General features: G+C 55.3%; 10 protein-coding genes. 7 read left to right on the plus strand and 3 right to left on the minus strand.

From position 1 onward, the window contains the following. The first annotated feature begins 94 nt into the window (after window positions 1–94). From Pla52o_RS16560 to Pla52o_RS16590, 6 genes are all read left to right on the plus strand, one after another. Window positions 95–1,315, plus strand: a complete 1,221-nt coding sequence (locus Pla52o_RS16560) for a DUF1573 domain-containing protein (RefSeq protein WP_146595685.1) — start codon at window positions 95–97, stop codon at window positions 1,313–1,315. Between the two features lie 573 nt (window positions 1,316–1,888). Beyond that, window positions 1,889–3,307 carry a tRNA (N6-isopentenyl adenosine(37)-C2)-methylthiotransferase MiaB gene (gene miaB / locus Pla52o_RS16570; RefSeq protein ID WP_146595687.1) on the plus strand — a complete coding sequence of 473 codons (1,419 nt, stop codon included), beginning with the start codon at window positions 1,889–1,891 and terminating at the stop codon, window positions 3,305–3,307. Between the two features lie 128 nt (window positions 3,308–3,435). Further along, window positions 3,436–4,680: a M16 family metallopeptidase gene (locus Pla52o_RS16575; RefSeq protein WP_231612401.1), complete on the plus strand. Its 1,245-nt coding sequence runs from the start codon at window positions 3,436–3,438 to the stop codon at window positions 4,678–4,680. A 132-nt stretch (window positions 4,681–4,812) separates the two neighbouring features. Next, window positions 4,813–6,081, plus strand: a complete 1,269-nt coding sequence (locus Pla52o_RS16580) for a M16 family metallopeptidase (RefSeq protein ID WP_146595688.1) — start codon at window positions 4,813–4,815, stop codon at window positions 6,079–6,081. A gap of 277 nt (window positions 6,082–6,358) precedes the next feature. Continuing rightward, entirely contained in the window at window positions 6,359–8,368 is a 2,010-nt protein-coding gene (locus Pla52o_RS16585) for a hypothetical protein (protein WP_146595689.1), read from the plus strand. Between the two features lie 199 nt (window positions 8,369–8,567). Beyond that, window positions 8,568–11,981 carry a hypothetical protein gene (locus Pla52o_RS16590; RefSeq protein ID WP_146595690.1) on the plus strand — a complete coding sequence of 1,138 codons (3,414 nt, stop codon included), beginning with the start codon at window positions 8,568–8,570 and terminating at the stop codon, window positions 11,979–11,981. 41 nt (window positions 11,982–12,022) lie between these two features. Here Pla52o_RS16590 and Pla52o_RS16595 read toward each other — a convergent pair whose 3' ends face one another. Further along, a complete protein-coding gene (locus tag Pla52o_RS16595) occupies window positions 12,023–13,219 on the minus strand; it encodes an amidohydrolase family protein (protein WP_231612402.1) in 1,197 nt (398 codons plus the stop codon). Between Pla52o_RS16595 and Pla52o_RS16600 the strand changes: the two genes are divergently transcribed. After that, window positions 13,218–13,835, plus strand: a complete 618-nt coding sequence (locus tag Pla52o_RS16600) for a DNA-3-methyladenine glycosylase (protein ID WP_146595691.1) — start codon at window positions 13,218–13,220, stop codon at window positions 13,833–13,835. The genes Pla52o_RS16595 and Pla52o_RS16600 overlap by 2 nt on opposite strands. A gap of 3 nt (window positions 13,836–13,838) precedes the next feature. Here Pla52o_RS16600 and pncA read toward each other — a convergent pair whose 3' ends face one another. Next, window positions 13,839–14,468, minus strand: coding sequence for a bifunctional nicotinamidase/pyrazinamidase (gene pncA, locus Pla52o_RS16605; protein ID WP_231612403.1), 630 nt, complete (start codon window positions 14,466–14,468; stop codon window positions 13,839–13,841). Between the two features lie 85 nt (window positions 14,469–14,553). Beyond that, window positions 14,554–16,041, minus strand: coding sequence for a nicotinate phosphoribosyltransferase (locus tag Pla52o_RS16610; protein ID WP_146595692.1), 1,488 nt, complete (start codon window positions 16,039–16,041; stop codon window positions 14,554–14,556). Between the last annotated feature and the right edge of the window lie 218 nt (window positions 16,042–16,259).

The following is a 16,259-nucleotide window of genomic DNA, read 5'->3' on the forward strand; positions in this document are numbered from 1 at the left end:
CCAAAAGCGGGAAGGAGCGAGGGTCGATCCCCAGCCCTCCTTCCCGCTCATTCCATTCACACCCTCTCTTGCTTGAATCCCGGATCCTCTCCCCATGTTTACACTTCGTTCCACCGGTCCACGCATCCTCTTGGGCTGCCTGGGGATGATGCTTGCCTGCTCGCTTGCCCTCACGATCGGATCGCAAATCAAGTACAAACCCTACGGAGTCCCCGACCATCGCCGATCCGAGTATGACACGATCCTGAGGAAGCTTGCCAAGCAGAGCCAAGCAATCGCGGAAGCCAAGCTAGGGAAAAACCCAATCGCGAAGCTGGAACAAAGCGAATACGACTTTGGTTTACTGGCCCCTGGAACCGCAGGCGCCAAGCACGACTTCTTGATTCACAACGAGGGTCAAGATGATCTCGTCCTGAGCTCAGTGGGAAGCAGTTGCAAGTGTACGGTGGCAACGATCGAGGACCGGATTGTTCCGCCGGGTGAATCTCGCCCCGTGACGCTGGTCTGGAACGTCGGCGAGGATCTCAGCGACGAATACGAACAGACCGCGTTGATTGAAACGAATGATCCCAGCAAACCACGCATCGAGTTGAAGGTCCGCGGCAGGGTTCGTTCAAGATGGGCGGTTAGCTCGAGCGACTTGGTCCATCTCAAAGGCAGTGCCCATCGAGCGATCGAAGCCTCGTGCATCTTGTACAGCCAGGTGTTCGAAGACTTTGTGATCCTCGAGACAGAATCTTCCTCTGGAGCAATCCAAGTCGCGACCGAGCCAGCCGATCCGCTCGACCTCAGCCCGCTCCAGGGACGCTGTGGATACAAGGTCAACATTCACTATCGCGCGCCAACAAAACACACCGGTCATTTTCAAGAACAGGTTCGCGTGTGTGTCTTGGACACCCAAACCGAGGCGACCGAGTGGATGGAATTGCCAATCCGCGGAACGATCGGAAAGCCACTCATTTTCCACGGCCCCGAACTCGACGCGAGCGGGCTAGACCTCGGCACCGTGGAAGTGGGGGATAAAAGGGAATGGTCCTTTTTTGTTCGCTTTCGAACCGAAAATATCGTCACCGATGCGGTGGTCCGCAAAGTGGCTCCGCCGGGCTTGGTGGCGGCGGTGGAACCGGTCAAGCGAGTCAAGAACACCTTTCGAGTCACGTTGAAGTTGGCGACGGATGCTAAACCACACCGATTTTATTTCGACGAACAAGGCTATGTCGAAATCAGCAACCGGGATGACCCAACCCAGGGCGATTGGATGTCGTTGTCGGGGCAAATCATTTCACCCGCAAACAAGAGCTTCGTCGGTCGATAGACGGGGTTTTACAATGTCGAGCCCCCTGTCCACTCGCTTCGATCGCAAATCGGATCGCAAATTTGGGCGGTGTCCCCCCGGCTGCCGTGTCCCCCCCCAAACCACTGCGGACCCGCGGCGCCTTCGCCACGGTGGGTCGCGATTGGCATTAGCCGGCCGGGATATTAATGGCTTGGCTGGCAGCTATTTTTTGCTTCGCTGGCAAAGGAAAGCCGAAAAGCGGCTCTCCGGGGCGTGCCATTCTGAGAGCGATTCACCGGTATTTTTTTGGCCATCGCCTTGATTTCGGGCAATAAACCGTAAAAAACGGCTCCCTCGAGCCTGATCGGTTGCCGAAGATGGCTACCGCACGGGATAGACAAACGGGTATCTTAATGGCATGTTCGCAGCATTCAGCCAGTTTCTAATATCGCCGCCCACCATTCTGTGGCTCGTATTTTCGTTGATCGCGGCGATGCTATTGTTCTCAGGACTCCATCGTCGTCGGGCCCGACTGACCGATGCTCTGCGATCCTTTGTCCAGCGCAGCCGAGATGAGATCGACACGCCCGAAAAGAAGAAATCAAAGTAGACATGAGCAAACGAGTATATATCCACACCGTTGGCTGTCAGATGAATGTGCTTGACAGCGAGATGGTCATCGCCGACTTGAAGCGACACGGTTACTCGGTCGTGGACTCGCCGCTCGATGCGGATTGCGTGCTCTACAACACGTGTAGCGTACGCGAGCATGCCGAAGACAAAATCTATAGCGCATTGGGCAAGATCCGCGTCGCCAAGGAAAACGACCCCCGCAAAACGATCGGGGTGATGGGCTGCATGGCGCAAAAGGACCAGGAAACGATCTTCAAGCGTGCTCCCTACGTCGACATGGTCGTCGGCCCCGGACAATTGCACACGATTCCTGAATTACTGCAGCGGATTGATCGCGGGGAAGGTCGCCAATTGGCCGTTTCGTTGTCCCGCACCGAGGGATCCCAGGCAACGATCGCGCGCAGCCACGAGACGTTTGATCCGTTGCGTGACCCGACAATGCGGCCGACTCCGTTCCAGGCCTACCTGAGAATCCAAATTGGTTGCGACAAATTCTGTACCTACTGCGTCGTGCCCAACACGCGCGGTCCGGAACAGGGGCGTCCGCCCGCACAAATCCTCTCGGAAGCCCGTATTTTGGCCGAACAGGGTTGTCGCGAGATTACGTTGCTCGGGCAAACGGTCAACAGTTACCGCTACCGCGACGGCGATCACACCACCGACATGTCGGCGTTACTCGAAGAACTGCACGAAGTCGATGGGATCGATCGCATCAAATTCGTGACGAACTATCCCAAGGACATGAGCGAACGTCTGTTAACGACGGTGCGTGATTTGCCTAAATGCTCTCCTTATCTCCATGTCCCCGCGCAGAGCGGTTCGGACGCGGTACTCAAGCGGATGAAACGCGGCTATACGATCGCCGACTACATGGAGATGTTCGAGCGGATTGAAAAGATCATCCCCGAAGCGTCGGTCAGCAGCGATTTCATCGTCGGATTTTGTGGTGAAACCGAAGAGGACTTTCAAAAATCGGTCGCGTTGATTGAGCGTTGTCGATTCAAGAACAGTTTCATCTTCCAATACAGCGTGCGTCCGGGAACTCAAGCTTCCAAGCGACTCGAGGACGACATTCCTCACGAGGTCAAGGTGCGTCGCAACAACGAGTTGCTGGCGGTCCAAGATGCAATCGCCAAGGAAGACAATCTGAAATTGGTGGGCAGCGTCGTCGAAGTGCTGGTCGAAGGGCCGAGCAAAAAGGCATTAAAATCCGACCCCGAAGCGAATGTGGTGCAGATGGTGGGTCGCACCCCCTGTGACCGCATCGTCGTTTTCGATGGCAATCGCCGCCAAGCGGGGCAGTTCTTGAAGATCAACATCGACGACGCCCTTGTTCACACTTTGATTGGTCGAGTACAAACGGTCGATGTCGTTTCCATCGATCTGGCTCGAACCTAAATGGCGTTAGCAGCGGAGGCTGATGGCGCTCTTTCGGACAGTGCTTTTTCGGCCTGGGAATCCCAGTCGAGATAGGCGCCGCGTCGCAAACTTTTTCAACTCACCTTGAAGGGCTTATTCTGAATACGTTGTCTTCTTCGACCGAAACCATCCGTATCGAAAAGCTTGATAATGGCATGGCGGTTCTCGTTCAATCGATGCCTTGGCTGCGAACAGCCGCGTTTTCGCTTTCCTTACGCGCCGGGGTGAACGCGGAAACGGACGAGAATGCCGGGCTCGCATCGATGGTTTGCGAAATGGTCCAGCGCGGTGCTGGAAACCATAGCAGCCGCGACCTAGTTGCGATCCAAGATAACCTCGGTATCGATCGCTCTTCGGGGGTTTCCACGTCGACGGTTTCCTACGGCGGGGCGATGCCAGCGGAATCGCTTCCCGAAGCCCTCAAGCTCTACGCCGATATCGTGCGGCGTCCCCACTTGCCGTCGGACCAGCTCGAAGACGCCAAAATGATGGCGATGCAGGAATTGCGTGCGATCGAAGACGAACCGACCCAACGTGTGATGATTCGCTTGCGTGAATTGCAGTACGGCAAACGACTCGGACGCAACAGCCACGGCACGCAACCGAGCTTGGCGGCGATGACTCCCGAGAGCATTCGTGACTTCTATACGTCTCACTATCATGCCAACGGGGCGATCTTGGCGGTTGCAGGAAAGCTCGACATCGATCAAGTGCTGGGCTGGGCCCATGAGAATTTTGGCGATTGGAAGTCGGGTGCCATTGTTCCTTCCGCCCCCTTTGAGGGCGTGGCATGCCAAGAGCACATCGATTCGCCATCGAGTCAAACGCACATTGGCTTTTCCTTTAACGGAATCCCCTTTGGGCACCCCGAGTATTTCAAGTTACGCGCCGCGATTGGAATTCTTAGCGACGGAATGAGTAGCCGGCTGTTTGATCGCGTTCGCGAACAACGCGGATTGTGCTACACGATCACGGCGGGCTGCCATTCACTCGAAAACCTCGGCGCCGTGTTTGGTTATGCGGGCACGACCCCCGAACGCGCTCAGCAAACCTTGGATGTGACCTTGGGTGAGTTTGATCAATTTGTTGACGACTTGAGCGTCGATGAACTGGAACGTTGGAAAGTGCGGATCCAAAGCAACTTGATCATGGAGCAAGAATCGAGCGCCTCGCGTGCCTCGTCGATCGCTTCGGATTACTTTCAACTCGGACGCGTGCTCTCAACGGAGCAACTTGAGCAGATTATCGAATCGCTCTCGCTCGAAGAGATCCGCGACTATTGGTTAGCCCACCGTCCCGCGAACTACCGCATCGTGACGCTCGGGCCCAAACCGCTCTCCGCCCCAAAATGACCTCGCGTTTCGCCGGCGCCCCCTCACGATCGCAAAGGGGGCGATGCCATCACGCTCGAATCCAAATCGGATCGGCAACGCTCCTTCATCCACCCAAGCTTTCTCTAGCCTATCCCTAATCCCGCATTGAATATGGCTCAGTTCCGACACCACACGCTTGCCAACGGTCTTCGCATTGCAGCGGAGATCGATAACCGATGCTACTCCGCAGCATTTGGCTACTTTGTTCGCGCTGGATCCAGAAACGAAACCGATGTCGAATCGGGGCTCAGCCACTTCCTTGAACACATGATGTTCAAAGGCACTGCGAAACGTAGCGCTGCAGATGTCAATCGCGAGCTCGATGAGCTTGGGGGCCAGAGCAACGCCTACACCAGCGAAGAACAAACGGTCTATTACGCAACCGTGCTGCCGAAGTTTCAAGATCGGATCGTGGAACTGTTAACGGACATGCTGAGTCCTTCGTTGGACGCAGGCGAATTTGAAACCGAACGCCAAGTGATCTTGGAAGAGATTGCCAAGTACGAGGACCAACCTCCCTTTGGCGCGTTTGAACGTGTGATGGAAAGGCACTTCACTCCTCGCGGGCTAGGACGTCGCGTGCTGGGAACGAGCGAATCGATCGAGTCGATGCGAGTCGAAACCATGCGTGACTACTTCAACCGCCGTTATCGCGGTGAAAACATCGTGTTGGCAGCCACCGGAAACGTGGACTTCGATGCGCTGGTTGCGGCGGTCGAAACGCAAACCCGCGCTTGGTCGGATCGTCCGCACCCCCCCGAACCCAAGCCCGATGACGTGTCCACCTTGCCCGCCGGGATCGCACTCGATGGGGAACTCGAGATCGAGGACGCGGCGCAGGCCTATTTTGTCCAGATGAGCCCTGGGCCGAGCATGGTCAGCGAAGACCGCTACGCCGCACGGATGCTCGCTTCGATCGTCGGCGACGAAGGAGGCAGTCGCTTGTTTTGGGACTTGATCGATACCGGGCGTGCCGAAGCGGCCACGATCTGGCCGCAAGAGTTCACCGACACGGGGGCGTGGTTTGCCTATCTCGTCTGTGAACCCGATGCGATGGATGCGAACCGAAAATGGATGCAGGACGTGCTTCGCCGCACCGCCGCCGAAGGTGTCACCCGCGACGAACTGAACCAGGCCATTAACAAAGCAACCGCAAGCTGTATCATGCAAAGCGAGCGACCCAGCAACCGGCTTTCCAGCGTGGGTAGCCGATGGTTAATTTGCCAAGAATACGCCAGCACCGACGAAATCCTTGAGCGTTTTCGCAAGGTCGATCAGCAAGCGGTCGCCCAGGCGGCACAAAAATATCTGTGCCAAGCGACAACCGATGTGTTGGCCACGGCAGGTCAAGCAACAGCACGCCAAGCCACGGCATCGTGAACATCGCGGTGATGCAAACCCGCGGTGAAACAAGAAACACGCTAAGCTATACACAAACCCAACGATGGCAAACAAAAAAACGCAGTCCCAATCGGGACTGCGTTTTCGAGAATGACGGTGGTCGAAACAGAATAGATAATAAGCAATCGGAAGCGTGGGCCCAAAAAAACCCGTCACGAGCAATCGCTCGTCGATGTTTCTCGCTTGGATAACCCGATTGAGTTCGACTTGGCTACGAGATTAGACGAAAACGGTTCGTTAGAAAAGAGCATTTCACTTGGATTTTTCTGAAACGAACGATATTCCGCCTCTGTTAAGAATCAGCCCTCGTGTGGCGGTGCTACCGGTGATCCATGGCAGCGGTCAATTTGCCTTGACCGTTCGGCGATGGTTCCTGGAGTACTCCTTTGACTGCTTGGCGGTCCCGTTGCCGGAATCGTTCCGCGCTGCGGTTGAGGCGGGGGTGCTCGACCTGCCTCGCGCATCGATTGTGCTGCAACCGCCCAAACCCAATTTCACCGCGAGCGAGTTTCGCTCCGAATGGTCCCCCCGAGCCTGGGATGAAGTCGACGCGGAAAATCCCGATGACGACGACGATCCTGAAACGCCGCCGACCAGCTATGTTCCCATCGATCCCTGCCAACCGGTGATCATGGCGATCCGTGCCGCGATGGGAGAGCATCTTCCGCGCGCGTACATTGATCTCGAAACCGATCCCTTTTGTCCTTATTCCACCGCAATGCCGGACCCCTATGCGGTGCGGCATGTGGCACCCGAGATCTTCGCCGCGGCATTATTGCCAAGCATCACCCGTCCTCCGGATGTTCAGTCGCGTAACCAAATCGTCCACATGGCGATGCGGCTACGGGAACTGGAAACGCGGCACGAACGAACGCTGTTGGTTTGCAGCGTGCTGCATTGGCCGTGGATTCGTGAAGCGTACAACCAACTATCGCCAACCGATCACAACGGCCCTCGAAACGAATTATCGGCCGACGTCCGTCTGCCCGAACATGATGCCGTGCAGCCTGCCGAGCGATTCGCTGTCAAAGATCGGACGCTGATGTTCTTGCATGGCGAGTTACCGTTCATCACCGGACTCTACGAACGTGCTCGGTCCGAACTCGAGAACGATGACAACATTCAAATTGATGGGGTCAAAGAACTTCTCATTGCGGCGCGCGACAGCTACCGCAACGAACTAGGCAATCGCGCTCGACGCGTGACCCCGCTATTGCTCTCGAAGTGCTTGCAATACATCCGCAACCTGTCGCTCATTCATCGACGCATGACGCCCGATTTGGTCACCATCGTGACCGCCGCGAAACAAATACTCGGGGATCAATTTGCGCTGCATGTCGCCGAGCTAGCCAATACCTACCAACACGGTCGGCGCGAAGAAGCATCCGAGCGCGGCGATACCGAGTCATTACCGGAGGTGACACTCGGGATCGACCAGGTCCGGTTACCCGACGGAGAAACGCATTCTCTGGTCAGCCGATTACCGGGGCCGCCGCTGATGTGGCAAACGATTCAATTACAGCGACGCGCCAGCGTGTACGAGAAAGAACGTTGGAAATACAAATGGAATCCGTATAGTCATTGCAGCTACCCACCCGAAGACGCTCGGATCGAAAACTTTAGAACCCGTGTTTTTGATCGCGCCCAGGCCATCATCGGTAACGATTTGGCCAAAACCGAAAAATTCACGACCAGCGTCAAAGATGGCATCGACATTCGTGATACGCTGCGACACTGGTACGAGCGACAAATCTACGTCAAAGTCGTGCCGCCAAGTCGCGGAGTACTCGACGCCTGTGTGATGCTGTTCGATTCCCCGGCCGATCCACGCAAGTATCCCTGGCGTACGACCTGGTTCGCCGAACATGTCGAAGAATCGACGCTCGCGTTATTTGCGACCCATTACCAAGATGAAATGGTGGGGCCCGGAATTGGGCTGAGCGTTTATGGCGGCGCCCTCTTTTTGTATCCTCCGGTGACGATTCCCGACATCTGGATCGATCCTCGACTCGACTATGCGGAAACGCTCGAAGAACGGCTGATCGCCGCAGCTTGCTTGCATTCGCGTGGACGAGAAATTGCCTTGCTATCACCGCTTCCTCCCGGCCCTGGATGGCAGCGATTGGCACGACGTCATCACAAACGTTTGGTCCACGTTCCACTGAGCTCCTTCAGCGACGAACAAGTCCAACAACTGCGGATGGTCCACGTATTGAACGGCAGCGAGGTGCGAAGTTTTGCGGCCGATTTCATCCGTCGAGTCTAAACCGACGCGTGAATTACGGGGAAACCCAAGGCAAAACCCCACTGAAGCCTCGATTTCCTTCTAAATCAAGGTCGACATGTGTCGCCGGTTCCTGATAAATGCAATCAAGCTGGGCGTTCGTTTGTGATACCTCATCACCGCGCCCCAGTGTCAACCACGTCGGTTGACGTTTCGCTTGCCATTCCATTTGGAATCGAAGATGACCGAGTTGTTTGGGCTGCCGGCTTATTCCATTCTACTATTTGTCGTCGCAGGAGCCTTGATGGGGCATCTGTTGTGGTACCGCGATGGATCCAGTGATCGCAAACGCATCCGAGAGAGCGAAGATCGCTATCTAAAATCGCGTGAGGTCGTTCGGCAACGAAAACAACAACTGCTCGATTTAGAATCCCAATTGAACGCCCAAAAGGCGGAATTCGAGCAGCACTCCGCCGAATCGGAGAAGCAACTTGCTCAACACCGCGAGCTTCAGGACGAACTCAACCGAGCGAACGCCGCCGCTGCCGAGATCGTCGCTGCGCGCGACGATGCCGCAACTCGATTAACCGAGGAAACCCGCCGCAACGAACTCCTCGTCTCGCAGCTCCAAGAGGTGCTTCAAAAAAGCACGGCAACCGAAGCCGATCTGCAACAAGTCGTGCAAGAACAGCAATCTCGTGACGCGCAGCTCCAAAGTCTTCGCCAATCCAACCAACAACTCACCGACGAACTTGCCCAGACTCAGGCCGCATTACACCAACAGCGGCACGAGACTGCCGAAGCAAACGAACACATCGTCATCACGCTGCGTCAGGAGCTTGAAACGGCGTTAGCCGACCAGCAACAGCTCGCAGAATCGAACCAACGAATCGAGCAAGAACTGTTGGATCGAACGGAACAGATCCAACAACGCGATACGGCCATCGATGAACTCAAAACACAGCTGAGCGAAGCATCACAACAGATTGAGCAGCAACAAGATCGATCCAATCAAATCTCAGACGAACTCACCAGCAACCAAACACGGCTGAGCGAGCTGAGTGAAGAGCTCGAGTCGACATTAACACTGCGTGCCGAACTTGACGCTACAAAGATTGAATTGGCCGAGCAGAAACAAGTTCACGATCAATTGATCGAGGATCATCATCGTCAATCCGAAACCATTGCCGAGCTAAACACTCGACACCAAGATTCCGACACGTTCTTCGATTCGCTACAGCAACAGCTGAGCGAAAAGGAGAGCCAAATCGCCCAAGCGAACGCAGAACAAGAGCAGCTGCTCGAAGAGAATCGACGGCAAGCCGAAACCATTGCCGAACTAAACACTCGGCACCAAGACTCCGACACGTTCTTCGATTCGCTACAGCAACAGTTGAGCGAAAAGGAAAGCCAAATCGCCCAAGCGATCGCTGAACAAGAGCAACTAGCCGAACAGAATCAACGGCAAGCCGAGACCATTGCCGAGCTAACCACCAAGCACCAAGACTCCGACATGCACTTCGATTCGCTACAGCAACAGCTGAGCGAAAAGGAAAGCCAAGTCGCCCAAGCGATCGCAGCACAAGAGCAACTAGCCGAACAGAATCAACGGCAAGCCGAAACCATTGCTGAGCTGACCACCAAGCACCAAGACTCCGACATGCACTTTGATTCGCTACAGCAACAACTGAGCGAAAAGGAGAGCCAAGTCGCTCAAGCGATCGCAGAACAAGAGCAGCTAGCCGAACAGAATCGACTGCAAGCCGAAACCATTGCTGAGCTGACCACCAAGCACCAAGACACTGACGCACACTTTGATTCGCTACAACAACAGCTGAGCGAAAAGGAGAGCCAAGTCGCCCAAGCGATCGCAGCACAAGAGCAGCTAGCCGAACAGAATCGACTGCAAGCCGAAACCATTGCTGAGCTGACCACCAAGCACCAAGACTCCGACGCACACTTTGATTCGCTACAGCAACAGTTGAGCGAAAAGGAGAGCCAAGTCGCCCAAGCGATCGCAGCACAAGAGCAGCTCGTCGAACAGAATCGACAGCAAGCCGAAACCATCGCCGAGTTGACCACCAAGCACCAAGGCTCCGACACGCACTTTGATTCGCTACAGCAACAGTTGAGCGAAAAGGAGAGCCAAGTTGCTCAGGCGATCGCTGAACAAGAGCAGCTGGTCGAAGAGAATCGACGACTAGCCGAAACCATTGCTGAGCTGACCACCAAGTACCAAGACACTGACGCACACTTCGATTCACTACAGCAACAGTTGAGTGAAAAGGAGAGCCAAATCGCTCAAGCGATGGACACCCAAGAGCAACTCAAACAATCGCTGGAGATGAAGGTTGCTGAGATCACCCGTCTCGAAGACGAACTGAGCGAGTTATCCCCACTTCAGAGCGTTGTTGCTGGGAAGCAAAGCGAGCTTGTGCAATTGCAACAACGGCTAACCAGCACGACGACGGAATTTGAGCGTCAAACCGAAATGCTGCAAGCCAAAGAGCATGAGATTGGTGCGTTGAAAGACCGATTGGCAACTTCCGACACCGTGCACGCCGAGCTAGAGCAAACCACACTTGAGCTGACTCAGACGAAGCATGAACTCGAGCAATTGACGAGCGAGTTGAACCAGACTCAATGGAACTTGAATGCAAGCCGAGATGAATTCGATCAAACGAAATCGAAATTGATTGAGACGACGCTGCAGCTCGAGGCGATGCAGACGGCACGCGATCAGCATCTCGCTGAGATTCAACAACTCAGCATCACGAGTGAGCACAATCTTGCCCTGCTAAACCAGACGAATGCTAAATACGAGCAGAGTAAGACGTTACTCGAACAACGTAAAACTCAGCTTGAACAGGCCAAGGTCCAGATCGAACAGTCCTCCGAACGGATCAAATTCTTGGCTGACGAAAACAGCCAGTTGCGCGGATCGATCCGACCTCGCCAAGCCGAGCTTGAGCAGATGCAATCCAAGTTTGCGGACCTCCAACGATCGGCCGAGGAGCTGGTCTTTGCAAAGCAATCGATTGCGGAACTTCAAGCAGAAATCGCATCCTTTGAGAAATCCAAAAACGAGTTTGCCAATCAAACCGAACACTGGAAAAAGGAAGCCGAAGCTGCGGCTTCCATTCGAGAGAAATTGCAGGTCACCAACGGGCAACTCGAAGAACTTCGTCGTGTGAACGAAGAGCGTCGCGGTGAAATCGCGGGACAAGCAGAGCAACTCGAAACGTTGAAAAGCCAGCTAAAGGATTTCAATCAAATGCGTGCTCAATTCGAGGATGTTCAACAACAACTCGACGAAGCCAACGAAGCACGGAACCTGATCCGAGCCAGTGTGGAAACGCAAACGACAACCATCAAGCAACTGGAAAATCAGTTAGCCGAAGCGAACGCACTGGAGCCGGAGAACCACGCGTTACAAGGCCGAGTGGCTGATTTGCTCGAACATCTCAATCGACTCACCGCTGAACTTGAAGACAGTTTGGATGCCAACGTTACCGCGGGCAATCGAATCCGCGACCTCGAAGGCCAGCTTCATGAGCATGCCGAAAAGATTCGCGACCTCCGTCGCGCCCGCGTGTCGGCTCCCGAGATCCACCGTCCCATTGTCAACGAGGACGACATCCATCGCGCGGCATAAACAACGCGTTTGACTTAGAAATCTCGCACGAAGGTGCCTTCCTAAATCACTCGCAACAAGCTTTGCTCCGCGAAATCACGAAACACTCCCTCGACCGTTTTGGCATGGGTCGAGACGCGATTGAGGTGTGGATAACCACCGGGCTGTATTCGGCCCTGGTTTGTTCGCCCCAAGGCATCGGCACCCTCGAGCGTGCCCATACCGAGCACAGTTTGGGGATCGAGGTCCGGCCGATGCTTGAGCAAAAACTGAATCTCACGCCAAAGATTCAAATCGGGATTGCTCGCCCGCGAATCGGTCCCCAGGGCAACACGCACTCCGCGCTGCAACAGTTGCTCAACCGGATGCTCGCCATAACCGAAAAACGCATGGGTCCGCGGGCAATAAACCACACTCAGCGTCGGATGCTCGGCGATCGTAGCGATTTCATTTTTTTGCAAATCGTTACCATGAACCAACAAGGCTCGCGGCGCTTTGGCGAGCTTAGCGATCAACCATTCAAAGGGCTCCGGTTCCCAGGGGAACAAGGCTCCGTCCCAGACGCCGAGTTGCTTGAGCGTCTCGGCAAACGGCCCCCCTGCTACGCACAATAGCTCCCGTTCCTCCGGCGACTCCGCGACATGCATCGCCAACGGGCAACGAAATTGCCGGGCCAATTCCACGCACTGCTCAATCAACGGCCGCGATGTCGAGTAGGGCGCATGGGGACTAATCGCCGCGTTGGGTTGTTCGTCAAGATGACGTTTTGCCGCTGCAACGCGTTCTTGTCCCCGCGGTAACGAAAGCCCGATCGTTTCTGCGAACGTGACAAGCTCAGGCAATTCGTTTGATTTCGAGTCATCACTCTGAGATGGATACTCACAAGGCAACGTTGCGATCTCGCCAACCAAGCTCACTCCCGCGGCGGCGGATTCGCGCAGCCCCTGGGCAATCGCGTTGGCTTTGGCCTCGACCGTCGTCGAGGCTCGTGCGGCAATCACTTGGCCAATCCACCGGTACAGCGGATTGCCGGGCTCGCCAATCGGAGCTTCGCAATCCGAAAACTCGAGATGGGTGTGCGCATTGACCAAGCCGGGCAGCAGCGCGACGTCGCCGAGATCCTCGGCATCCGCAGGTGCCGATCCTTGTCCCACTTCGACGATCTGTTGACGATCCACGCGGACCCATCCACCATGAATGGGCGGACTCGAAACCGGAAAGATCCAACGTGCCGCGAAGGCACGTGTGTTAATTGTCATGAAAAACTTGCCACTTCAAAAAGACCGTTTGACTCGCGAATTTTATGCGAGGCCAACCGAAATTGTTGCCCGAGAATTACTGGGCAAAATCTTGTTGCGTTGCACGAATCAACAATGGGTCGGTGGAATCATTGTGGAAACGGAAGCCTATTTGTCCGATGCCGATCCCGCTAGCCACAGCGCTCGCGGAAAAACCAAAAGCAACGCGTCGATGTTTATGGACGCCGGCACATTGTATGTTTATCCGATTCATGCGAAATACTGCATGAACGCCGTCACGGAAAGCCCGGGACGCGGAAGTGCGGTCTTGATCCGCGCGATCCAGCCGCAGTGGGGCATCGCACAAATGCAAAGCAACCGTCAAACGCAAATCTTGAAACGCTTGACCGGCGGCCCCGCCATGCTCTGCCAAGCCCTCGCCGTGGACCGCGGCGATGATGGAATTGATTTAACCAGCGATCGCAACATTTTCATTGCTCACGCCAACCCCCCGTCACCTGCGGCCGAGATCCACGCCGCGCCGCGCATCGGGATCCGCAAAGCGATCCACGAGCGGCTTCGATTCTTTTATCGCGGCAACCCCTTCGTGAGCGGTCCCAAGCGAGATCACCAGTGAAGGTCATCCGAAGATTTCATCGCTGTGAATGATTTCCACTCCCGCTGCCTGCATCTCCTCGATCGCCTCTTGGAGATCCTCGGAGCTCTGGCTGACGCTGCGACATCCGTCGATCAGCACCGACGTTTCGAAATTCAACATCGCGGCATCCAGCGCGGTGTACTTGACGCAGTAGTCGGTCGCCAGCCCCATGATAAATAGACGATTGATCTGATGCTCGTGAAGGTAATCGTGAAGTCCCGTGGCGTGTTTGTGACCGTTGTCGAAAAATCCGCTGTAGGAATCCATCGTCGGATCGGTGCCCTTTCGAAAAATGGCGACATCACAGCGAATCTCTAATGCATCAGCAAACGCGGCTCCTTCGCTAAATTGGACACAGTGATCTGGCCACAATACTTGATCGATATCGCCCACCTTTACGACGTCACCGATGCGGTGCCCCCGATGATTGCTGGCGAAGCTGGCGTGGTTTGGCGGATGCCAGTCCTGGGTGGTAATCACGTTATCGAATTCGGGCACCCATCGGTTTGCCACCGGGATCACTTCGTCACCCCGAGTGATCGCCAAGGCACCGCCCGGCAGAAAGTCGTTTTGAATATCGACAAGGATCAAGGCTTCGTGTTTCGATTTCAAAGTGGAACCCCTTCTTCAAATGTTGCTGGTCGTTACGGCGATTGAATCGATACAGTCGAGCGGCGCGATGCCATCTACTTTGACACTACCCAGGTGTTTTTTGTAGCGGTGCAGCCTCAACCAACTTCTTCTTGACCGCAAAGAGCTTCGGATCTAACCCCGTGGGATAAACCAACGGATCGACCAATCGACGAATGTCGGGGGAAAACATTTGCAATTGCGTTGCGGCACGGTCACGAATCTGGTGAAGACTCGGCGACGTGCCCACCCGACGTCCTTGCCTCAGCACAGGGATCAACAAATCCTCGTACTCCCAATTGCCATCGCATTGCACGGTTCGTAGCGAAGCCGTGGGATCACACAGGAACGGCATCATCCGTGGCGTGTCCCCCATGACATCCCGATTGTCGTAAATGACGTCGGCCTTTGCTTGCCCTTGGCTGGTAAAGCGGCGTACTTGCTGAATGCCCGGATTGGAAACTTTGACCGGCTGTTCGGACAACTTCAACCGGTCAAGCCATCGACCTGTGGAGTCACCGATCGCCGAAAGTTTGTAGATGCCATCCAATGCCGGCTGTGCGTATGCGGTGACCAAGCGCGTTCCGACTCCCCAAATATCCACTTCCGCTCCCGCCCGTTTGAGACGCTCAATCTCATGTTCATCAAGATCGTTGCTGGCAACAATCTTTGCCTCCGAAAAGCCTGCTTCGTCGAGCATCACACGAGCTTGCTTGCTCAACGAAAGGATGTCACCGGAATCCAACCGTATGCCGATCATTTCATGACCTTGATTTCGCAACTCGATCGCAACGGAAATCGCGTTTCTAACGCCGTTGAGACTGTCGTAGGTGTCGACGAGAAAGATGCAATTGTTTGGCATCGCGTTGGCATAGGCCTGAAAGGATTCACGCTCATCCTCAAACGCCATCACCCAACTATGAGCGTGCGTTCCCTTGATGGGGATGTCATAGCGTTTGCCGGCCAGCACGTTAGAGGTGGCATCACAGCCGCCGATGTAAGCAGCTCGGCTGGCCGTCATCGCACCATCGATTCCCTGGGCCCGCCGCAGACCAAACTCCAAAACCGTGTCTCCCTCGGCGGCATGACAAACGCGTGACGCGCCAGTGGCGATCAGGGTTGGAAAGTTAATGCCGTTGAGCAGAAACGTTTCCAAGATCTGGCACTGCAACAGTGGCCCCTCGACGCGGAGCAACGGTTCGTGAGGAAAAACAACCGTCCCTTCAGGAATCGCATCGATGTCACAGCTCAAGGCAAGGTCCGTCAAGTATGCCAGAAACTCGCTCTCAAAAAGCGGTTGGTGGTCATTACCACGAAGAGTGCGGAGGTACTCGATGTCGTCCGCAGAGAATCGAAAGCCCTCCAACGCCTCAAGCACCGGAGCCAAACCGGCGGTGATCGCATAGCCCCCCCGAAACGGATTAGTGCGAAAGGAGAGATGAAAGACGGACGGTTGTTCGTGCCGCTTCGTTTTCCAATAGCCGTACGCCATGGTCAGTTGATAGAGGTCCGTGATCAGAGCAACCGAAACGTGCCCCCCAAGGTATCCGCTCATGCTCGCATCCCCGCTTAGTGTTCGATACACACCAAGATAGATCAACGAGAGCTGCCATGGGGTTCACGGTCGTTGCGTCACTTGGCAAACGGGTTACCAGATCGCTGCGGCAAAGCGGCAGCCCCATGCAGGCTGAGGACAGAAAGGCAGGGGAGAAGGGGCTGTTTACCCTTGTTTTTGCGGACCGCTGGGCTTCGCTGCAATCACGGACTCTGCCC

This window comes from Novipirellula galeiformis, assembly GCF_007860095.1.
GTDB classification, from domain to species: Bacteria; Planctomycetota; Planctomycetia; order Pirellulales; family Pirellulaceae; genus Novipirellula; species Novipirellula galeiformis.

Excerpts from the sequence above, each read along its gene's own strand:
- Pla52o_RS16560 (WP_146595685.1), top strand. The coding sequence starts at position 95 with ATGTTTACACTTCGTTCCACCGGTCCACGCATCCTCTTGGGCTGCCTG.
- miaB (WP_146595687.1), top strand. The coding sequence starts at position 1,889 with ATGAGCAAACGAGTATATATCCACACCGTTGGCTGTCAGATGAATGTG.
- Pla52o_RS16580 (WP_146595688.1), top strand. The coding sequence starts at position 4,813 with ATGGCTCAGTTCCGACACCACACGCTTGCCAACGGTCTTCGCATTGCA.
- Pla52o_RS16590 (WP_146595690.1), top strand. The coding sequence starts at position 8,568 with ATGACCGAGTTGTTTGGGCTGCCGGCTTATTCCATTCTACTATTTGTC.
- Pla52o_RS16600 (WP_146595691.1), top strand. The coding sequence starts at position 13,218 with ATGAAAAACTTGCCACTTCAAAAAGACCGTTTGACTCGCGAATTTTAT.
- Pla52o_RS16595 (WP_231612402.1), bottom strand. The coding sequence starts at position 13,219 with ATGACAATTAACACACGTGCCTTCGCGGCACGTTGGATCTTTCCGGTT.
- Pla52o_RS16610 (WP_146595692.1), bottom strand. The coding sequence starts at position 16,041 with ATGAGCGGATACCTTGGGGGGCACGTTTCGGTTGCTCTGATCACGGAC.